This window comes from Bradyrhizobium acaciae (genome assembly GCF_020889785.1).
Taxonomy (GTDB): domain Bacteria; phylum Pseudomonadota; class Alphaproteobacteria; order Rhizobiales; family Xanthobacteraceae; genus Bradyrhizobium; species Bradyrhizobium acaciae.
This window is the reverse complement of record NZ_JACMYK010000016.1, coordinates 1-20,256: the sequence shown is the minus strand read 5'-3', so window position 1 is coordinate 20,256 and position 20,256 is coordinate 1. Positions and strand designations below refer to the sequence as shown.

General features: G+C 64.3%; 21 protein-coding genes and 1 pseudogene. 14 read left to right on the top strand and 8 right to left on the bottom strand.

The genetic code is table 11. The features are described from left to right. The first annotated feature begins 1 nt into the window (after position 1). From secF to H8A92_RS09850, 3 genes and pseudogenes are all read left to right on the top strand, one after another. A pseudogene (gene secF, locus H8A92_RS09860) lies at positions 2-1,035 on the top strand (protein translocase subunit SecF). Between the two features lie 5 nt (positions 1,036-1,040). Continuing rightward, entirely contained in the window at positions 1,041-1,424 is a 384-nt protein-coding gene (locus tag H8A92_RS09855) for an Mth938-like domain-containing protein (RefSeq protein WP_229195631.1), read from the top strand. Continuing rightward, on the top strand, positions 1,421-2,284 hold the full coding sequence (locus tag H8A92_RS09850) for a phytoene/squalene synthase family protein (RefSeq protein WP_229195630.1): 864 nt from the start codon (positions 1,421-1,423) through the stop codon (positions 2,282-2,284). Before H8A92_RS09855 ends, H8A92_RS09850 begins: the two co-directional genes overlap by 4 nt. Positions 2,285-2,477: 193 nt before the next feature. On the opposite strand, the gene H8A92_RS09845 is transcribed toward H8A92_RS09850, so the two are convergent. The 4 genes from H8A92_RS09845 to H8A92_RS09830 form a co-directional block, all read right to left on the bottom strand. Then, on the bottom strand, positions 2,478-2,756 hold the full coding sequence (locus tag H8A92_RS09845) for a DUF1488 family protein (RefSeq protein WP_274613317.1): 279 nt from the start codon (positions 2,754-2,756) through the stop codon (positions 2,478-2,480). Between the two features lie 212 nt (positions 2,757-2,968). Further along, positions 2,969-4,072 carry a serine/threonine protein kinase gene (locus H8A92_RS09840; RefSeq protein ID WP_229195628.1) on the bottom strand — a complete coding sequence of 368 codons (1,104 nt, stop codon included), beginning with the start codon at positions 4,070-4,072 and terminating at the stop codon, positions 2,969-2,971. 5 nt (positions 4,073-4,077) lie between these two features. Next, positions 4,078-5,511 (bottom strand): methylenetetrahydrofolate--tRNA-(uracil(54)-C(5))-methyltransferase (FADH(2)-oxidizing) TrmFO, encoded by a 1,434-nt coding sequence (gene trmFO / locus H8A92_RS09835; protein ID WP_229195627.1) that lies wholly within the window; start codon positions 5,509-5,511, stop codon positions 4,078-4,080. Positions 5,512-5,620: 109 nt separating this feature from the next. Continuing rightward, on the bottom strand, positions 5,621-5,773 hold the full coding sequence (locus tag H8A92_RS09830) for a DUF1127 domain-containing protein (protein ID WP_016846063.1): 153 nt from the start codon (positions 5,771-5,773) through the stop codon (positions 5,621-5,623). A 732-nt stretch (positions 5,774-6,505) separates the two neighbouring features. Between H8A92_RS09830 and H8A92_RS09825 the strand changes: the two genes are divergently transcribed. Next, positions 6,506-6,790 carry a hypothetical protein gene (locus H8A92_RS09825; protein WP_229195626.1) on the top strand — a complete coding sequence of 95 codons (285 nt, stop codon included), beginning with the start codon at positions 6,506-6,508 and terminating at the stop codon, positions 6,788-6,790. A 291-nt stretch (positions 6,791-7,081) separates the two neighbouring features. Here the strand turns inward: H8A92_RS09825 and H8A92_RS09820 are convergent, their stop codons facing one another. Beyond that, a complete protein-coding gene (locus H8A92_RS09820) occupies positions 7,082-8,143 on the bottom strand; it encodes an AraC family transcriptional regulator (protein ID WP_229195625.1) in 1,062 nt (353 codons plus the stop codon). Between the two features lie 517 nt (positions 8,144-8,660). Here H8A92_RS09820 and H8A92_RS09815 point away from each other — a divergent pair. Next, positions 8,661-9,086: a DUF3574 domain-containing protein gene (locus tag H8A92_RS09815; RefSeq protein WP_229195624.1), complete on the top strand. Its 426-nt coding sequence runs from the start codon at positions 8,661-8,663 to the stop codon at positions 9,084-9,086. Positions 9,087-9,176: 90 nt separating this feature from the next. Here H8A92_RS09815 and H8A92_RS09810 read toward each other — a convergent pair whose 3' ends face one another. Then, on the bottom strand, positions 9,177-9,992 hold the full coding sequence (locus H8A92_RS09810) for a lytic murein transglycosylase (RefSeq protein ID WP_229195623.1): 816 nt from the start codon (positions 9,990-9,992) through the stop codon (positions 9,177-9,179). A gap of 232 nt (positions 9,993-10,224) precedes the next feature. Beyond that, positions 10,225-11,136 carry a DUF2189 domain-containing protein gene (locus tag H8A92_RS09805; RefSeq protein ID WP_229195622.1) on the bottom strand — a complete coding sequence of 304 codons (912 nt, stop codon included), beginning with the start codon at positions 11,134-11,136 and terminating at the stop codon, positions 10,225-10,227. A 288-nt stretch (positions 11,137-11,424) separates the two neighbouring features. Between H8A92_RS09805 and H8A92_RS09800 the strand changes: the two genes are divergently transcribed. Both H8A92_RS09800 and H8A92_RS09795 read left to right on the top strand, forming a co-directional pair. Then, positions 11,425-11,838 (top strand): DUF3597 domain-containing protein, encoded by a 414-nt coding sequence (locus tag H8A92_RS09800; protein WP_229195621.1) that lies wholly within the window; start codon positions 11,425-11,427, stop codon positions 11,836-11,838. Between the two features lie 113 nt (positions 11,839-11,951). Then, positions 11,952-12,743, top strand: coding sequence for a fumarylacetoacetate hydrolase family protein (locus tag H8A92_RS09795; protein WP_229195676.1), 792 nt, complete (start codon positions 11,952-11,954; stop codon positions 12,741-12,743). An 11-nt stretch (positions 12,744-12,754) separates the two neighbouring features. On the opposite strand, the gene H8A92_RS09790 is transcribed toward H8A92_RS09795, so the two are convergent. Further along, positions 12,755-13,027 (bottom strand): GNAT family N-acetyltransferase, encoded by a 273-nt coding sequence (locus H8A92_RS09790; protein WP_229195620.1) that lies wholly within the window; start codon positions 13,025-13,027, stop codon positions 12,755-12,757. A gap of 100 nt (positions 13,028-13,127) precedes the next feature. Here H8A92_RS09790 and H8A92_RS09785 point away from each other — a divergent pair, with 100 nt between their 5' ends. The 7 genes from H8A92_RS09785 (at position 13,128) to H8A92_RS09755 (ending at position 20,023) form a co-directional block, all read left to right on the top strand. Further along, entirely contained in the window at positions 13,128-14,072 is a 945-nt protein-coding gene (locus tag H8A92_RS09785) for a tetratricopeptide repeat protein (RefSeq protein ID WP_229195619.1), read from the top strand. A gap of 183 nt (positions 14,073-14,255) precedes the next feature. After that, complete coding sequence (locus tag H8A92_RS09780) at positions 14,256-14,657, top strand: SPW repeat protein (RefSeq protein ID WP_229195618.1); 402 nt, start codon at positions 14,256-14,258, stop codon at positions 14,655-14,657. A 210-nt stretch (positions 14,658-14,867) separates the two neighbouring features. After that, the gene (locus tag H8A92_RS09775) at positions 14,868-16,508 is read left to right on the top strand and encodes an acyl-CoA synthetase (RefSeq protein WP_229195617.1); all 1,641 of its coding nucleotides are present in this window, start codon (positions 14,868-14,870) and stop codon (positions 16,506-16,508) included. Positions 16,509-16,512: 4 nt separating this feature from the next. After that, positions 16,513-17,388, top strand: coding sequence for a PCC domain-containing protein (locus H8A92_RS09770; protein WP_229195616.1), 876 nt, complete (start codon positions 16,513-16,515; stop codon positions 17,386-17,388). A 235-nt stretch (positions 17,389-17,623) separates the two neighbouring features. Then, positions 17,624-18,388, top strand: coding sequence for an AAA family ATPase (locus tag H8A92_RS09765; protein ID WP_229195615.1), 765 nt, complete (start codon positions 17,624-17,626; stop codon positions 18,386-18,388). 154 nt (positions 18,389-18,542) lie between these two features. Continuing rightward, the gene (locus H8A92_RS09760; RefSeq protein ID WP_229195614.1) at positions 18,543-19,082 is read left to right on the top strand and encodes an SRPBCC family protein; all 540 of its coding nucleotides are present in this window, start codon (positions 18,543-18,545) and stop codon (positions 19,080-19,082) included. Positions 19,083-19,084: 2 nt separating this feature from the next. Further along, entirely contained in the window at positions 19,085-20,023 is a 939-nt protein-coding gene (locus H8A92_RS09755; protein WP_229195613.1) for a YVTN family beta-propeller repeat protein, read from the top strand. Positions 20,024-20,256: the final 233 nt, after the last annotated feature.

The following is a 20,256-nucleotide window of genomic DNA, read 5'->3' as shown; positions in this document are numbered from 1 at the left end:
TGTGACTCATACCGTTCTCATTGGCCTTGGCATCCTGATTGCCGTGCTGACCGTGGTCGCGGCGCTCGGCCTGCTGCCGCCGCTGCGTATCGTGCCCGACGACACGCACTTCGACTTCACGCGCTTCCGCCGCATCAGCTTCCCGATCTCGGCGCTGCTCTCGATCCTCGCGATCACGTTGTTCTTCACCCACGGCCTGAATTTCGGCATCGACTTCAAGGGCGGCACGCTGCTGGAAGTACGGGCTAAATCCGGCTCCGCCGACATCGCCGCGATGCGCACGACGTTGAATGGTCTCGGCCTCGGCGAGGTGCAGTTGCAGCAACTCGGCGGTTCGGGCGAGGCCGACGTGCAGATCCGCGTCGCCGAGCAGCCGGGCGGCGACAAGGCCCAGCAGGATGCGGTGGGCAAGATACGCGCTCGCTCGGCGACTCCGTCGATTACCGCCGCGTCGAAGTGGTGGGGCCGCGCGTCTCCGGCGAGCTGCTCGCCTTCGGCATGCTCGGCCTGATGCTCGCGATCGTCGGCATCCTGATCTATCTCTGGTTCCGGTTTGAGTGGCAGTTTGCGCTCGGCGCCATGATCGCCAACGTCCACGACATCGTGCTGACGATCGGCTTCATGTCGATCACTCAGGTCGATTTCGATCTCACCAGCATCGCGGCATTGCTGACGATTCTCGGCTACTCGCTCAACGACACCGTCGTCATCTACGACCGTATCCGCGAGATGCTGCGGCGCTACAAGAAGATGCCGATGCCGCAGCTGCTGAACGAGTCGATCAACTCGACGCTGTCGCGTTCGATCATCACCCACGTCACCGTGACCCTGGCGCTGCTCGCGCTGCTGCTGTTCGGCGGCCACGCGATCCACAGCTTCACCGCGGTCATGATGTTCGGCGTCGTGCTGGTCGGCACCTATACCTCGATCTTCATCGCGGCGCCGATCCTGATCTATCTCGGCGTTCACACCACCCGGGGCGAGGTGCAGGACGCCCCGGCCAAGAAGCCGGACGCGGCGGCAGCCAAGAAGTAGCCGGCATGAGCAACCCCTCGGACGCTCCCCATCTTCCGAGGTCGGCGCCGATCGAGGCCTACGGCAAGGGCGGCTTCGCGTTTGCCGATATGTCGCACCGCGGCTCGCTGCTGTGTCTGCCTGACTCGATCTGGGCCTGGCCGGTCACCAGGCCGGAGGAGATCGACGAATATTCGCTGCAAAAGGTGTTCGCGGCCGCCAACGCGATCGACACGCTGATCGTCGGCAGCGGCACCGAGGTCTGGGTGCCGCCCAAGGGTCTGCGTGAGGCCTTGCGCGCGGTGCGGGTGGTGCTCGACCCGATGCAGACGGGACCCGCGATCCGCACCTACAACATCATGCTGGGCGAGCGGCGCCGCGTCGCGGCGGCGCTGATCGCGGTGCCATGAACGCGCCGGAGGCGCCGAAGGACGGCGCGGCCTTCTGCGCCGATCTGGTGCGGACCCATGACTTCGTGCGCTACGCCTCGACCTTGTTCCTGCCGGGTCCGGAACGCCGGGCGTTGCTGGCGCTCTACGCCTTCAACATCGAGGTTTCGCGCGTGCACGAGCAGGTCAGCCAGCCGCTGCCCGGCGAGATGCGGCTGCAGTGGTGGACCGACATGCTGGCCGGGACCGGGCACGGCGGCGTCGAGGGCAATCCGGTCGCGGCCGAACTGCTGCATACGATCCGCAGTCATCGCCTGCCGGTCTCGCCATTCTCACGGCTGGTCGAGCAGCACCAGTTCGATCTCTACAACGATCCGATGCCGTCGCTGGCCGCGCTCGAGGGCTATCTCGACGCCACGGCCTCGGCGCTGTTCTCGCAGGCGACGCGCGTGGTGGCACGGCCATCGGAGGCGATCGATCACCTGGCTCGTCATGCAGGCCTCGCCCAGGGCATGGCGCAGGTCATCGCGGCGCTCGGCCGTGACGCCTCGCGGCAGCAGCTGTTTCTGCCGGTAGAGCTGCTTCAGCAGCACGGCAGCAGCAAGGAAGAGGTCTTTGCCGGCAAGCTGACGCCGAATATTCGCGCTGCGATCGATCAATTCGCGGACGAGGCGCAGGGCCATCTCAAGACCGCCTTCGGGCTGCTCGCGGATGTGCCGTCCGGCGTGCGTCCGATCTTCCTGCCGCTCGCCTGTGTCAGGCGCGAGCTGAAGCGGGTGAAGGCGGCCGACTACGATCCGTTCGTGCCGAAGCCGGTCTCACGCCTGCGCACGCTCTGGACGTTGTGGCGGGCGGCGCGCACGGAAGAATTCGGCAGCTAAAGCCATTGTACACCGTTCAATCCGTCATCCCGGCGCAAAGGTTTCGCCTCTGTCGCTGGAGGTGCGCGCTCTTGCGCGCCTCGAAGGATGCACGGCCCGGATAGAGCCCGGCCGTTCGCCCTTCGAGGCTCGCTCCGCTCGCACCTCAGGGTGAGGGGATAACTTATGTCGCCGGATTAATGGTAGCCAGCTTCTATTCTTTCGCGATGTGCTTGGTGAATATCCGGATCGTTGCGCCCCGGACTACCGGGCTGCTGTCGTAGATGTCGGATGCGATCCGCTCGACCGCGTCGCGCAGCGCAACGAATTGCGCCTGTCGCGCCATGCTCGCGGTTCCACGCGTGCCAGCCAGCTCGTCCATTGCGGCGTCGCTGATCTGGCATTCAATTTCTTGCTCGCCGTTCATCATGGTGAATCCGAACGCCATCCGTTCGGAATCATATCCCCCGATACGGCCACGGGTGAGTGGCATTAAGTCTGTCCCTTGAGCGCGCTAGCCCTCGCAAAGAGTGGGGCTTCGCGCCGCGTTTGTCGAGGGCCGGGCGCCGCGAACCGCGTGCGCCTAAAGAACGATCCGGAAAGTGCGATGCGGTTTTCCCTCGCGACGAACGCGGAACGCGTTTGCACGGAGATCGTGCTCAAACAAGAAGCTGAAGCGTGCTGGCGTTTCAGCGCCATCGAGGCTTAGCGCGCTGGGCGATCCATCTCGGCGACTTCGAAATTGAAGCGATCGCGCAGATTCTTGCGTTGTTCGAGGATCTCCCTGAGGAACTCGCGATCGGCGTCACTGCGCATCAGCGGCTCGATCAGGTCGACTTGATTCATGGCGACGAGCTGCAGGATTTCCGTACGCGGCTTGCCGGCGGCATCGCGCGGCAATGCGTGCACGATCTGGATGTGCTCCGGCGGTTTGACGCCCTTGGCTGCGGCAAGCTCATTGCGCAGCGTCTTTTCCAGCGCGGATTGGTCGGCCTCGACGAAGGCGTAGAGACCAACGCCGACGCGGCGGTCGGCGAAGGCGACGATCGCGGTATCGCGCACGTCCGGATTCCTGCGGATCAGATCGACCAGCACCGGGGCGTCGTTGACCAGCCGGCGGCCGCCGCCCTCGCGGTCGGTGAAATTGAAGATGCCGCGCGTGATCGCCTGATAGACCTTCTTGCCGGTCTTGAGCCAGATGCTGGCGACCGCGGACTTCCTGGCGAGCACCTTGCGCTCTTTCGGCGTCAACGCTTCCGGCGCGTAGCTGCGCTTGTGCTTCAACAGATGCCGCAGATCCTCATAGGCCGCGATACGGAACAGGCGGCTTCGGGTCTTGAAGCAGGCGGCGAGCTGGAAGTCGGTGAGATAGGCGCTGCCGTCGCGGCCGACCAGCCAGTTCTGCTCCTTGGCAAGGTCGTTGTGACAGATGCCGGCGCGATGCAGCTTGCGCAACGCTTGCTTGGCGGAGCGGAAATAAGCGACGTCGCCATGCGGCTTCGCCAGATGCAGCGCCGCCCCGTCGATGAAGCCGCGCACCAGTGCGCGCCGGCCGGCCCACAACAGCTTCGGCCCGACGTCGAGGTCGCGCGCCAGGGTCAGCGCGCGGCGCTCGCGCGAGAACAGATGCAGGGCCACGGCGAACGACCAGAACGGCACCTGATCGAGCCGGCGCAGCACGCCGTCGACTTCGCCGTGTTCAGTGCGGAAGCGACCGCGCTCGACGGTTGAGAACACGTCGCGCTTGAGCAGGACACCCTGGCTCCATCGCGCCGACAGGGTGGCGTCGTCGTCTTTCGGCAAGCTCATGATCGTCAGGCCGCTGCCGCAACGCGCAGGTGCTCTGCGATCCAGTGGTCGAGATCGGCAAGCGCACGCGCGCTGATCGCCTGTTTCTTGGCGACGGTCTTCTCGTTGCCGCGCAGCCGCGAACCGTCCGGCTTCTTGGTCGGTGGACTGGCCAGCGGCGGGAACAAACCGAAATTGATGTTCATCGGTTGGAACGAACGCGAACCGGCGTCGATCGTTTCGATATGGCCGCCGGTGATGTGGCCGAGCAGCGCGCCGAGCGCGGTCGTGGCTGGAGGCGGCGTCAATGCGGCGCCGCGCATGTCGGCGGCGGCGCAGAGGCCGGCAATCAGGCCGACGCTGGCCGATTCGACGTAACCCTCACAGCCCGTCATCTGTCCGGCGAAGCGCAGCCGCGGCTGCGCACGCAGGCGCAGCTGATTATCGAGCAGCTTCGGCGAATTCAGGAAGGTGTTGCGATGCAGGCCGCCGAGGCGGGCGAACTCCGCGTTCTCCAGGCCCGGGATGGTGCGGAACACACGCTGCTGCGCGCCGTGCTTCAGCTTGGTCTGGAAGCCGACGATGTTGTAGAGCGTGCCGAGCTTGTTGTCCTGCCGCAGCTGGACGATCGCATAGGCCTTGACCGTTGGATTGTGCGGATTGGTTAATCCCACCGGCTTCATCGGGCCGTGGCGCAGCGTTTCCTGACCGCGTTCGGCCATCACCTCGACCGGCAGGCAGCCGTCGAAATAGGGCGTGTTGGTTTCCCAATCCTTGAAGTCGACCTTCTCGCCATCGAGCAGCGCCGCGACGAAGGCGTCATACTGCTCCTTGGTCATCGGACAGTTGATGTAGTCGGCGCCGGTGCCGCCGGGGCCGACCTTGTCGTAGCGCGACTGAAACCAGGCCACCGACATGTCGATGGAATCCTTGTGCACGATCGGTGCGATCGCGTCGAAGAACGCCAGCGCGTTCTCGTCGGTCAGCTGCCTGATGGCATCGGCGAGCGGTGCCGAGGTGAGGGGACCGGTCGCGACGATGACGTTGCTCCAGTCGGCCGGTGGCAAGCCCGCGACCTCCTCACGGCTGATCTCGATCAGCGGGTGTTCGTAGAGCGCCTTGGTGACGGCGGCGGAAAAGCCGTCGCGGTCGACCGCCAGCGCGCCGCCGGCGGGCACCTGGTTGGCATCGGCCGAGCGCATGATGAGGGAGTCCAGCCGCCGCATCTCGGCGTGCAGCAGCCCGACCGCGTTGTTGGCGGCATCGTCGGAACGGAAGGAGTTCGAGCAGACCAGTTCGGCGCAGCCTTCGGTCCGATGCGCCTCGGTCATTCGCTGCGGGCGCATTTCGTGCAGGACGACGCGGACGCCGGAATTGGCGACCTGCCAGGCGGCTTCCGAGCCGGCGAGCCCCGCGCCCACGATGTGCACGGGTTGGGAAGAGGATTGATGCGGTGTCATCGCGAAGCGTTAGCGCGTTTCGAGACCATATGCATCTGAAACCGCGCCACAAACGACAACGCCCGCTGTGGAAGCGGGCGTTATCCGTCATCAGATGGCTTGCGGCCGATTAGCCGTTGTAGGTACCGGCGGCAACGCGCGGAATGTCCGAGCGGTCGAGGCCGATATCGGCCAGTTCGCGATCGCTGAGCTGGGACAGTTCGCTGACATTGCGCTGATAATCCCGGAAAGCCTGGATCATGCGGATGAGCGAGAGCAACATGGTAGTCTCCTAGTAGTTCAGATTCAGCTTTTCAAAAGCCTCATCGTTGAAGTGAATATAGATGACGTGGTGCGGTGCGGTAGTTCAAATGTTGCGATGCAGCTAAGGTCAAAACGCATGGCGGCGGTAAGTTTCGATTAACCCTTTGGCGCCTTGGCTGCGGGTCCGTAGACAGATGTTCCGCCAAAGCCCGGTATTCCGGCAAAACACCCCTGAGATCAGCCGGTTAATGAAATCCCCGGCGTGTCTTTTCACATTGCCTATATGGTAATTGAAGACCTTTTTTCAAACGCCATTGACCGCGAATGGGAAGGGTCACCTCGATGTGTCCCATGCGTGATTCGCATGCAAACAACTGACGTTTTTATGAATATAAATTCATTTAATGGGGTGGGCTGACGACCGATGAGGGCGGCGTCAATCAGTCGCATTGACGCTGAAGGTAATTCGGTCCCGTCCGTCCGCAGATTTCGTCGCGCGCGGCATATCGTTTGAAATCTGCTGCTGATTTGCGGAAGTGAACTTCGATTGGTGTGAACCATCCCGGCGAAGCCATTGCGGCGCGGCTTCCTTACCGACTTGTAATCAAAACATTATGCAACGCATGCGCGATCCGCACGCAGCGCCTATCACATTCGTATCGCGCGAAGTTCATTCTGAACGGTGCCGTGAACAGCGAATAATCGTTCCGCAGATTCCGCAATCACGCTGGTTTCTGTTCAAGAACAGAAGATGGAACATCTCATGATCAAGACATTGATCGCAGCAGCCGCTGTGGCTGCCGTCGCTTGCGCTGTTGCTCCCGCCCAGGCCGCGCATCGTCATCACACGGGCCTCGGCTGCAGCGGCGCCAACTTCGGCAAGACCGAAGCCGCTGTCGAAGCTATGGCCGACAATGAGGTCAAATTCGCGGCGGAGAAGGAAGTCTCGCTGGCCCAGGACGCGATGCTGAACAACAAGTGGGGCGCATGCGGCGCACACCTCAGCAAGGCTGCAGAATCCAGCATGGCGAAGTAAGTTTTGATGATGACGATGGGGGCCGATTGCCTGGGGCAATCGGCCCCTTGATTTGGCTGGAGCGTGATCGGCCCGGATGAATCAGGAACCACTGTTCGCGATCAAGCTTTGAAGCGCTTCCTCGACGCGGCCGGTTGCTGGTTTGGCGAAGCAGCCGACCTCGATGGGTGTGGTAGCTGAGCCTGCCGTATTGGTCGGCCCAGTTGCGCAAGATGAAGACCCCGGTGGTCCATGTTGCGGGTTGCCAAAAACGCAGTGTCTCGCCCGCGACAAGCGCTCAATGTAATCGACCTATTCCGGCGGGCGGGCGCCGTCGCGCCGCGCGGGCGCCGCGATCGAATGTCCCTCTCGTGCTCTGGATGGAGTGCCGTTGATCGGCCCGCTTCGCGCCGATTCACGCACGTCCGAGGGGGGCGCGCCGTATTGCCGGCGAAAGCTGCGGTTGAAATAGGACACGTCGCCGAAACCGACCTCAAAGGCGACCGCGCTCACAGGCCGATCGGCGTAGCGCGGATTGACGAGCAATCGATGCGCTCGTGCGAGACGGCGCCCGAGCACGAATTGTGAAAACGTGGTCCCGTCGTCTTCAAACATCCGTTGCACCTGGCGCGGGGTGACGGCGTGCCGCCGCGCTACCGCCGCAACCGTGAGATTACCGTGATTGAGATGGTCGATGATATCGGCCTTGATGGCACGCAGCCGCGCCGCGCGGACGCCCCGCCCATGGGCAAGAGCCGCGGCATCTCTCGTTGCGCCGAGCGCCACAGCGATCAGATCGTGTACGTGCGAGGCCACGTGGTGCCGTAATTGAGGCGTGGCAAGCGCATAATCCTCCTGCAGCGCCCCAACATAGCTAACCAGCAATTTCAGCGCTTCGGTGGAGCGCGCAATGGGCTGCATCACCGAGGAATCGACGCTGCTCACCAACGGCGCCAGCGCCGGCCTCGGAACGTGAAGGCACAGAATCTTCGCCGGGGCAGGGCAGACCATCGCGACCGGATCCGCCGAGCTGACCAACAGCGCGTCGCCGGCGCTCCACGTGATCTCGCGTCCACGCTGCACCATCATGGCGTCGTGCGAGCCCATCACCAGGACAAGCCCGTCATTGCCATCCGCCAACTGTTCGGCACCCCGCTCGTAGCGAAACGCCGACATGCTGGCCGACGTGATGGACAGCCCGGGCAGCATCCGCACGGTCACGTCCGCATGCAAAGAATGATCCTGCAGTGGCGCGAGGTCGGCCCTCAGCACCAGCCGGCCGTACAGATCACGCCATGCGGCCATACGGTCCTGCTCGGCAAAATCTTCCAAGGAAAACCGGGAAAGTGCAACGTCGTTGGCTGTCGAGGTCATCGGGGAAACTCAGGTTGTCTCAACAGGTGTCGCCGAATTGCCGCATCTCGTTCACCAAGGCGACCCGGCGGTAACAATCGCACGCGACGCAGTGCTTCTAGCCAACGACCCTGCGGTGTCAAAGCACCCAGCGTATGCTCCATCCGCGGTTCGCCCCTGCCGGCAGGTGCAGTCCGAGGTGGAACCGCACGTCCCATTGGCCGAAACGCATACAGATTGAAATGCCGACCTGCCAGGTCGCTTTCGTCCAAGGCGTTGTCGCGCCTGTCCAAGCCGGGCGGGCGGACCAGCCGCTAAACCTCTAGCGCAAAACCGACTTGCTCGCGGAAAGATATTAGATGATTCCAGCGCTACTTTTGCATGCTCAAGTCGCGCTCGGCGACGTCACGCCTGCCGTGGGCATCATCGGCGTACTGGCCGTGTTCCTCGGAACGTTACTGTTTGCCTGGATGGTGTACCGGACCGCAGCCCCCAAGATGTCGCCGGCCGGAGTGGCAAAGCTCACAGCTCGAACTTCATGCGCCCACTGATCCAAGCCGCGGTGTGGCTGGTCCTCGTTGCGGGAAGTAACACGACTTTCGCCGAAGGCGCGGCAACTTCCTGCCGGCTGATCAATGGCAAGGCGATGATGCAGGCCGAACTGCTCTTTGGGCGTCGTATCGCCGGACATGGCCGCGTATCGGACGCCCAGTGGACCGACTTCCTTGTGCGGGAGGTGACACCGCGCTTTCCAGATGGATTGACCGTGCTCAGGGCCTTCGGCCAGTGGCGCGACCCGAACACGGGGCAGATCACACGCGAGCCGTCCTTTGTCGTGCGCATCATCGCTGCCGAGGCGCCGGAGACCTTGGCACGCTTGACGCAGATCGGCGCCGCATACAGGCAGCGCTTTCATCAACAGTCGGTTGGCCTCACGCTCTCGACCACTTGCGCATCGTTCTGACCACGCGCTGCGATACGTTTCCTTGGTCAAGGCGACCAAGGCCGCTTGCCCGGGGCAGCGGCCCTTTGACGTACCTTGTGGCGACGTAGCTTATGGCGCTTTGGCGAGTTGGGTTGCGAAGTAGCCGATCGTCTTGGCGTACACCTCGCTCTTGTTCCACTGCTGGATCACGGCAAAGTTCTCGCTGCCGGGCTCCCAGCCTTTGCCGTTCTTCCAGCCATAACTCTTCAGGAAGTTCGCCGTCGATGCCAGCACGTCGGGTACATTGTGCAGCAGGTCGCGCTTGCCGTTGCCGTCGAAGTCGACCGCGAATTTGATGTAGGACGACGGCATGAATTGAGTCTGGCCGAGCTCGCCGGCCCAGGCGCCGCGCATCTCCTGCGGCGCAAGGTCGCCGCGCTCGACGATGCGCAACCCATCCATCAGTTCGGCCTTGAACATGTCGGAGCGGCGGCAATCATAGGCCAGCGTCGCCAGCGAACGCAGGGTCGGAAACTTGCCGGTGTTGACGCCGAAATCGGTCTCCAGCCCCCAGATCGCGACCAGGATTTCACCCGGCACGCCATAGGCCTCCTCGATCCGCGACAGCACGGAGCCGTAGCGCTTCATCATGTCGGAGCCGCGGTTGAGGCGGGGCGGCACCATACGGCCCGAGAACTGCTCGAACGTCTGGCTGAACACCTGCTGCGAATGGTCGCGCGCCAGGATCGCCTTGTCTTGCGTGACGCCGTTCAATCCGGCCTGGATCGCGTTCTGCGAGATGCCTTTGGCCGCCGCCTCCTTCTTGAAATCGTCGAGCCAGGACTCGAACGTGCCCGTGCCGCATTGGGCGGCCAGCGCCGACGCGGTCGTGGTCAATAGCCACGCGCCAACGGCGAGGGCGCGAAGGGGAATACGAGAAGTCATAGGCAATTTACTCCGGAGTCTGCGATGTCATCGATTGGTCGCCAAACCCGGCGGGTATGTTCGCGGCAACCGCGGCCAAAACAAGGCTCGCAATTGAGCCTTTTGTCTCAGCGAGCGCTGCAAATGCCACGCCAATTTCACACCCATTTGACGATCCGGAACGACAAACCGCCGGCCGAATATATCGGCCGGCGGTTGCTTTCACGTTTACGCGTTCAGTTTCGGCCGGCGCTTAGCCGCGATCGCTGCGCCGCCATGGAAACAGATTGGCCGGGAAGTCCGCGGCGGGCTTGCGCTCGCGCGGTTCGGGGATGATCGGCCGCGCATTCGGATCCTTGACGATGACCTCGCGGTAGAGATGCCAGGTGGCGTGACCGAGCAGCGGGATCACCACCGCAAGCCCGAGGAAGAACGGGATCGTACCCAGCACCAGCAGCGCCGCGACGATCAGGCCCCAGGCCGCCATCGGCACCGGGTTCTGTGCGACGGCGCGCATCGACGTCACCATGGCTTCGCCGGCGCTTGCCTGGCGGTCCAGCATCATGGGGAAGGCGACCACGCTGATGCAAAGCGCGATCAGCGCGAACAGGAAGCCGACGCTGCAGCCGACCACAATCAGCCACCAGCCTTGCCGGGTGGTCAGCACGCGCTCGGCAAAATCGGGAATGTCCGCCGCGATCGCATAGCCGAACACCGCCGTGTAGATCGCCTGCGCGGTCGCGATCCAGGTCACGAACAGCGCGAACAGCAGTGTTCCGACTCCGAGCATCGCGCCGAACGACGGCGAGCGGAATACCTGAATGGCGTCCCATGCGGATGCTTCCTCGCCATCCTCGCGGCGGCGGCTCATCTCGTAGAGGCCGATGGCGGCAAACGGGCCGAGCAGGGCGAAGCCCGCGGCCATTGGAAACAGCAGGGGCAGCACGGAATAGCCGTGCACGGTGCGCGCAAGCACAAGACCGAGCACCGGATAGATCAGACACAGGATGATGGCGTGGCTTGGCACAGCCTTGAAGTCTTCCCAGCCGAGACGGAGCGCATGATGCAAATCGGACAGGCCGATGGTGCGAATGACAGGCGCAGATGCGGCACCTTGTCCGCTCTGCGTCATCGATGTGACATTGCCTTGGTATGGAGTGGCCATGGTCGTTGTCTCCCTCTGGACGGTCGCATTTCGCGCCCGGCACGCGGGCACAAACGTACCGCCTCACGAAGCGATCACGAGCAAGCCAGACGCGAAAGACAAAGCAGGGAACTGGCCGTGTCGCGAACTGTGCAGCAAGGGTACTCCCAAACCGCGGCAAAAGCACTCACGCTTAAGTGAATGTCGCATTGGCAAGCTATGGAGGGGACGGTAGACTTGAACTGCGACCGCGGTCAGCCGGCGCATTGCCGTGTGACCTTCACATCTCAACTCTCTTGGGAGCGAACGATGAGCATTTTCGGAAAAATCATGGGCGCGATCTTCGGCCACAGCGCCAGTGCCGCGCCCGCCGGCGGAACGGCCACAAGCGCAGCTCCGGCCGGTGGATCCGGCAGCGCATCGTCGTCTCCTGCTGCAGTGCCTGCGGGTGCTGCGCCCACGCAGTCCGTTGACGTTGCCCCTATCCTCGACAAGGCGGTGGCAGCGAAGGGCGAGAAGCTCGAATGGCGGACCTCGATCGTCGACCTGATGAAGGCGCTCGACATCGACTCCAGCCTGACGGCGCGCAAGGAGCTTGCCAAGGAGCTCGGCTACACCGGCGACACCAACGATTCCGCCAGCATGAACATCTGGCTGCACAAGCAGGTGATGACCAAGCTCGCGGCCAATGGCGGCAAGCTGCCCCCGGATATCAAGCACTGACGGGATCATCTTCCCGCAGACGGCCAGGGCCCGCGCCAGCGCGGGCCCTTTTTATGGGACAGCGAACATCTATAGATCGGCGAACAAGAAGGAGAACTCCCATGAAAACTCCGATGACTGATCTCGATCGCCGGACGATGCTCGCGACCGGCGCCCTCGCTCTGGCCGGCGCCGCCGCACAATCCGCGCCGGTCCATGCCGAAACCGCGCCGAAGGCGATGTTTCCGGTACCGGCCGTGACGATCCCGATCGTCGGCGCCACCGAGGTCTTCCAGGTTCGTCGCATCTACTGCATCGGTCGGAACTACGCGGCGCATGCGCTCGAGCGCGGCTCCGATCCGACCCGCGAGCCGCCGTTCTTCTTCCAGAAGCCGACCGATGCGATCCAGAATGTCGCGATCGGCGCGGTCGCCGATCATCCCTATCCGTCGCTGACCAAGAACTATCACCATGAGGTGGAGCTGGTCGCGGCGCTGAAATCCGGTGGCACCAACATTCCTGCCGACAAGGCGCTCGACCATGTCTATGGCTACGCGCTCGGGCTCGACATGACGCGGCGCGATTTGCAGAACGGCATGGCGGCGGAGAAGAAGCCGTGGGAGATCGGCAAGAGCTTTGACCACGCCGCGGTGCTCGGACCGATCCACCCGGCTGACAAGACCGGTCACTTCACGAAGGGGGCGATCTCGCTCGCGGTCAACGGCACGGTGCGGCAGAGCTCGGATTTGAAAAACATGATCTGGAGCGTCGCCGAGCAGATCGCCAAGCTCTCCGAAGCCTTCGAGCTGAAGGCCGGCGACATCATCTATTCCGGCACGCCGGAGAATGTCGGCCCGGTCGTCAAGGGCGACGTGCTGCTCTGCAAGCTCGAGGGCCTGCCCGACATGTCGATCAAGATCGTCTGACGAGCCCGGCGCTAGCCGGCAAGATCCGCGTATTCCGGATGTTTGTCGAGATAATCCACCACGAAGCCGCAGCCGGCGATCACCTTGTGGCCGTCGGCACGGATCAGCTCCAGCGCGCCCTTGACCAGCTCCGACGCGATGCCGCGGCCGCGCAGGGCGCGCGGTGTCTCGGTATGGGTGATGATGACGGCCGAGGGCGTCTGCCGGTAACTGGCAAAGGCTGTGCCGCCCTCGGTATCGAGCTCGAAGCGCCTCTCGGCCTTGTTGTCGCGGACGGCAGCCATCGCAAAATCCTGGTTGATTCACAGGCCTTGATCTAAACGCGTGAACCCGTCGGTGCAAAGCCGCGACCAACCCGCAAATTGGCATTTGTGGATTGACGATATGCGCATTTTACCCTGCCTGGCCGCCGCATTGCTCGGCGTCGCCCTGACCCTGCCAAAACCTCCGCAAGCGGCGGCCGCCGACGATCCGAGCTGGCAGACCTGCATCGGCGCCACGACGGCCCCAGGCGACCGCGTGGCCTCCTGCACAACGGTCATCGACGGCAAGACCGAGACCGGCAGGCGGCTTGCGGGAGCCTATTGTAACCGCGGCCATGGTCTGACCGAGAAGCGCGAGCTCGATGCCGCGCTCGCCGACCTCAACGAGGCCATCAAGCTCGATCCCGCCTTTGCCTGCGCCTACACCAATCGCGGCCGCGTCTACGCCTTCAGGCAGGATCTCGATCATGCAATCGCCGACTACGACGAGGCGATCCGCATCGATCCGGGCTTTGCGTTGGCCTACAACAATCGCGGCGATGCCTGGCTCAACAAGGGCGATCTCGACCGCGCATTGGCCGACCTCAGCCTCGCCATCAAATACAATCCAGAGCTCTCGACGGCCTACGGCAATCGCGGCTTCGTCTACTACCGCAAGCACGACGCGGCACATGCGATTGCCGACTTCACCACCGAGATCAGGCTCGAGCCCAACGTGCTCGCCTACATCAACCGCGGCAATGTCTATCGCGACGCCGAGCAGCTCGACCGCGCCGCCGCCGACTACGGTGAGGTGACCAAGATTGCGCCGACCGATGCGCGCGGCTGGCGCAACCGCGGCCTGGTCCGGCTGTTCCAGGGCGACAACAAGGGCGGGCTCGCGGATTACGACAAGGCGTTGCAATACGATCCCGCCGACGTCAATTCCTGGAACAACCGCGGCCAGGCCAAGCTGCGGCTCGGCGACAAGAAGGGTGCGGCGGCCGACTTCCGCAAGGCGCTCGAGCTGCAACCCGACCTGAAGACCGCCAAGGCGGGGCTGGCGCGCCTCGGCGAGGTGCGGTGACGCGCGACGCCGGCAGCTGTCGCTCCTGCCGCATCGCACACACGCTGATCGGGCCTTGCGGTGCGATGCAATTCGATTAGGCTTGATGGCAGACATACGCCCCTGATGCGGCCCGATGGTCGTTTGGTACGGAGTCGTGGGACCGGCCGCTGACGTATGCCCCTTGTCGCAAGGAGGTTCGTCATGTCGGACAATCGTTTCTTTGGTACACACCACACCTGGGAGGACTGGCTCGGCATGGCGCTTGGCGTGCTGATCATGGTCTCGCCCTGGTTCCCGATGCAGGTCAGCGACGTCGTCGATGTCGAACGCAGCCATCTGGTGCTCAACAGCTTCGTGGTCGGCATGCTGGTGCTGGGTCTCGCCCAGCTCGAATATGTCGCGCTGCATCGCTGGGAGGAGGTGGCGAGCATTCTGCTCGGCCTCTGGCTGATCGTGTCGCCTGCCATCTTCGGCTATTCGGACGACCGGGCGCTGCAGCTCTGGCACATCCTGCTCGGCGCGCTGGTCGCCATGATCGGCGCGTTGCAGCTTTGGCAGGACTGGAACCTGAGCGAGCAGGAACTGGCCAAGCATCCGCAGTAGCGGTCCGTACCGGCAGCAATGGGCTCGCCGCCGCCCGCGCGCGGTATCATGGCGCTGCGCCCGGCAGGCCTTGCCGAAGGTGGCGGCTTGGCGATAAATCGGGTGGTACCAACCCTTTGCGGCGCTTGAAGACGCCCGGTTCTGACCGAGGAAACACCCGATGACTGTCCTGACAATGCCCTGTCTGTTGTGCGTTTCGGCGGGGCGGCAATGAGCGGGACGGCTGCTGCCGCGCCGCGCGGCGGGATCGCGCGGGTGTCGCGCCGGGTGATGAACCTCGCCTACATCCTGACCCAGAACGCCCGCCGCCATGGCGATCGCCCCGGCTTCATCTGGAACGAGAAGGCGTGGTCGTGGCGCCATATCGACCAGAATGTCTCGGCGCTTGCGGCGGCGCTGGCCGCGCGCGGGATCGTCAAGGGCGACCGCATCCTGGTGCATTCCAAGAACTGCGACGAGATGTTCTGGTCGATGTTCGCAGCCTTCCGGCTCGGCGCGGTCTGGGTGCCGACCAATTTCCGCCTGATGCCGGACGAGGTCGCCTATCTCGCCGCAGCCTCCGGTGCCAAGGCGTTTCTCTGCCACGCCGATTTCCCCGAGCATGCCAAGGCGGCCGCCAATCCCGCGCTCGAATTCGTCTGGCGGATCGGTGAGGAGGGCACCTTCGGCGAAGCGACCGTCGGTGACGTCATCGCCAAACACGCCGGCGCCGCGGTCGAGAACACGGCGGTCGAGTACGACGATCCCTGCTGGTTCTTCTTCACCTCCGGCACCACCGGCCGCTCCAAGGCGGCGGTCCTGACCCACGGCCAGATGGCCTTCGTGATCACCAATCATCTTGCCGACCTGATGCCCGACACCACCGAGCAGGACGCCTCGCTGGTGGTGGCGCCGCTGTCGCATGGCGCCGGCGTGCATCAGCTGGTGCAGACCGCGCGCGGCGTGCCGACCATCCTGCTGCCGTCGGAGAAGTTCGACATCGCGGAGGCGTTCCGCCTGATCGCGAAGCATCGCGTCAGCAACATGTTCACGGTGCCGACCATCCTGAAGATGATGGTCGAGCATCCCGCCGCCGACCAGCACGACCATTCCTCGCTGCGCTACATCATCTATGCCGGCGCGCCGATGTATCGCGAGGACCAGAAGGCGGCACTGCACAAGCTCGGCGGCGTGCTGGTGCAGTATTTCGGCCTCGGCGAGGTCACCGGCAACATCACGGTGCTGCCGCCCGGCCTGCACGATCCCGAGGACGGCCCGCATGCGCGGATCGGGACCTGCGGGTTCGAGCGCACCGGCATGCAGGTCTCGATCCAGGCCGACGACGGACGTGAGCTGAAGCCGTACGAGACCGGCGAGATCTGCGTGATCGGTCCCGGCGTGTTCGCCGGCTATTACGACAATCCCGAGGCCAATGCGAAGGCGTTTCGCGACGGCTGGTTCCGCACCGGCGATCTCGGCCACATCGACGAGGAGGGCTTTGTCTACATCACCGGCCGCGCCTCCGACATGTACATCTCCGGCGGCTCCAACATCTATCCGCGCGAGATCGAGGAGAAGCTGTTGACGCATCCCGCGGTCGGCGAGGTCGCGGTGCTCGGCGTGCCCGATCCCTTCTGGGGCGAGGTCGGCGTCGCCGTCTGTGTCGCGCGGGAGGGCACCGACGCGGTCGCGGAGGCGGAGCTTGCCGCCTATCTCGCGCCGAAGGTGCCGCGCTACAAGATGCCGAAGCGCTTCTTTTTCTGGGAAGCGCTGCCGAAGTCCGGCTACGGCAAGGTGCCGAAGCGGCTGATCCGCGACGAGCTCGAGGCGCGCGGGCTGCTCGAGGTGATCGCCAAATCGACGGGCGCGTGAGGCGATGCGCAGCATCGCCCAGCCTGGCTCTCCCATAACCGAGCGCATCCAGTGGGTCGCCGCGCGCGGCCGCGGCTTTTCATTCGTGCTCGAGGCCGGCATTCCGTTGCTCGAAGCCGTGCGCCGCGGCTTTGAGGCGGAGGGTTTTGCCGGTGGCGTGTTGAGCACCAAGGGCGGAGCGCTGGGCCCGTTCGCCTATGTCATGCCGGCGCTGTCGAGGGACGGCGACAACGCCGCCTTTTACAGCGACACGTTTCGTCCCGACGGCGTGACGCGGCTCAAGCTCGCGGCGCTGACCTTTGGCGAGCGCGATGGCGCGCCGTTCTTTCATTGCCACGGCCTGTGGACCGAGGCCGACGGCCGCTTCAACGGCGGACACATGCTGCCGGATGAGACCATCGTCGCCGAGCCGTTCGAGGTCAGCGCTTTCGGGATCGACGGCGCGACGTTCCTGGCCGAGCCCGACAGCGAGACCAATTTCAAGCTGTTCGGGCCGGTCGCAACCGAACCGCGCGGGGCGAAGGCCACAAGCCATGCCTTCGCACTGCGGCTGCGGCCGAACCAGGATTTCGCCTGCACGCTGGAAGGGTTTTGCCGCCAGCACGGCATTTTGCGCGCGCGGCTGCATGGCGGCGTCGGCTCGACCATCGGCGCGGTCTTGGCCGATGGCCACACCGTGGTGCCGTTCGCGACCGAGCTTGCGGTGACCGCCGGGCAGATCGCGCCCGATGCCAATCGCCGTCTGCGGGCCAGCCTCGACGTCGCGCTGGTCGACTATCTCGGCGGCATCGCCGAGGGACGTCTGGTGCGCGGAGACAATCCGGTGCTGATGACGATGGAGCTCGTGCTCGAGGTGCTGGAGGAGGCGGAGCAGCCGTAGGCACATCCTCTCCACGGGTCGTCCCTGGAGGTCTCGCGCCGCCCCCTTCGCCGGGACGACGCTGAGTGTGTTGCAGAGTCAGCAATCAGCGGCAGGGGGATCACCGCCGCTTGCGCACATGGACATTGATGTCGAGTTGCGCGCCGGTCCGTCGTGTATCGTTCCTGATATGTTCTTGACGCCGTCCGGCGCATCTGGGATGGTTCGGACTGGTGCGTGGAGGCGAGGGCGGCCGGTGGCAAGACGACAGCGTCCGATCAATATGCCCGCGCCGTATCTCCGGCGGATCTGGCTCGATCCGACCCGCATTCCCAACCGCCAGGCCTACCCGTTCGTGCTGCCGCTGCTGCGCGACGAATTTGAACTCGGCTTCGACAAGGCGATCACCATCATCGTCGGCGAGAACGGCACCGGCAAGTCGACGTTGCTGGAAGGTATCGCCGTGATGGCCGGCTATGACGACGCCGGCGGCGGCAAGGGCTATCGCGCGGTCGACCATGGTCGTGCAGTGGAGAAGATGGGCGGCTCGCTTGCGGTGGCGCTGCGTGCAAGCTGGCTGCCCAAGATCACCAACGGCTGGTTCTTCCGCGCAGAGAGCTTCTTCTCGGTGGCGCGCTATGTCGACGAGGCCGCGCTGGACGTCGGAGACATACCGCCGAACTTCTTGTCCTATTCCCACGGCGAAGGTTTTCTGCGCTTCTTCGAGGAGCGCTGCCAGCGGCAGGGCATCTTCATCTTCGACGAGCCGGAATCCGCGCTGTCGCCGTCGCGCCAGATCGAATTCCTCAAGCTGCTGCACCGGATGCACGGCACCGGCCACTGCCAGGTGATCATGGCGACGCATGCGCCGGTGTTGATGGCCTATCCGAACGCGACGCTGCTGCGGCTGACCAAATACGGGCTCGAGCCGGTAAGCCTGCGGGAGACCGATCACTACCGGCTGATGCGCGAGTTCTATGACGACCCGAAGGGGTTCGTCGAGGCCGCGATCGAGGAGTGAGACCGCTGATCCGCGGCTTGCCTCCCGGCGAACCCGGCGGCCGCGAACTTCGCTCTGGTGCAAGAAGCCGATCCCCGATCTAGTCTAGAATCTCGAACCATAAGCTTCGGCGCGCCCGTCACGGCGCAGACCGAAAAACCGGGAGAGAACAAGGATGAGGCGTACGATCGCGCGTGCTGGCGTCGTGGTGGCGGCATTGGCTGTGTTAGGGGCCGCCTGGGCCCATGGGCCGACCCGCCAGAAGGTGCGGGAGTCCATCGAGATCGACGCGCCGCAGGCCAAGGTGTGGGCGATGATCGGCAATTTCCAGGACATGAGCTGGCTCGCCGGCGTCACCAAGACCGAAGGCGAGAAGGGCAACGAGATCGGCGCCACAAGGCGGCTGACGCTGGCGCCCGGCGCCACCGTCGACGAGGAGCTCTACAAATACGAGCCCGAGATGATGAGCTATTCGTACCGGATCACGGCGGTCGACGTGAAGGTGCTGCCGGTCACCAATTATTCCTCGACGCTGACGGTGTCGCCGGCGCCCGAGGGCAAGACGAAGCTGGAATGGGCCGGCGCGTTCTACCGCGGCTTTCCCAACAACGATCCGCCGCCGGAGCTGAACGACGAGGCCGCGATCAAGGCGGTGAGCGGGATGTACAAGGCCGGACTCGAAGCGCTGAAGAAGAAGATCGAGAGCGGCACCTGAGCGTGCGGGCGGTAGTTCTGGCTGCGCTGTTTGCTTGCTTCGGCGCCGCGCATGCCGAGGAGGCGTTCGTCACCAACCAGCTCAGCGACGATCTCACAGTGGTCGATCTCGCGACCTCGAAGCCGGTCGCGACGATTGCAATCGGCGGCAAGCCCGCAGGCGTCGCCGTCAGCAATGACGGCCGCTTCGCCTATGTGACCAGCCCGGATGCCAAGGCGCTCACCGTGGTCGACGCGGCCGCGCGGAAGGTGGTCGGCCGGGTCGATGTCGGCGGCGGTCCGCTCGGCATCGCGGTGGCACCCGACGGCGCGACGATCTATGTCGCCGACTGGTATGCCGCCGCGGTGCGCGTCATCGACGCGAAGGAGCAGCGGGTTGCCGCCAGCATCGCGGTCGGCGCCTCGCCGTCCGGGCTCGCCGTGACGCCGGACGGGCGCCTGCTGCTCTCGGCCGACCGCGACGACGACAGCGTCTCCATCATCGACACATCAACGCATGAGCGGAGAGGGAACGTGAAGGTCGGCACCCGTCCGTTCGGCATCACCATCGATGTCGACGGCAAGCGCGCCTACACCGCCAATGTCGGCTCCAACGACGTCTCCGTGATCGACATCGCCACCGCCCGGGAGCTTGGCCGCGTCCACGTCGGCCTGCGCCCCTACGCGGTGGCGCTGGCGCAGGGCCGCGGCTTCGTCACCGACCAGTATGACGGCAAGGTCAGCGTGTTCGACCTCGAGACCTTGCAGCCGCTGAAGCGGATCACGGTCGGCGACTATCCCGAAGGCATCGAGGCGACGGCAGACGGCCGGCGCATCGTGGTCGCGAACTGGGAGAGCAACACGCTGACCATGATTGATGCCGCCGAGATGAAGGTCACCGGCGAGGTCAAGGTCGGCGACGGACCGCGCGCATTCGGGGCGTTTCTCAGGCGGACGGAGTAGGCGGAAGGTCCACGTCCCAAAATATCGAAAACAACCCCATGCAAAGGAGCAGGTTGCCGCCGGCAGTCGGAAAACCGGCTTGACGCGTCGGGCAAATCAGTGATACGTTTCTATTATTCCGAAATGGTGCGCTATCAAATCGATCCGTCCGATCGACTAGAGCGGGATGGGTTTTGGTTGAATCGGGTGCCGGTCCTCGTTTCACCTCTCCCCGGTGGGGAGAGGTCGGATTT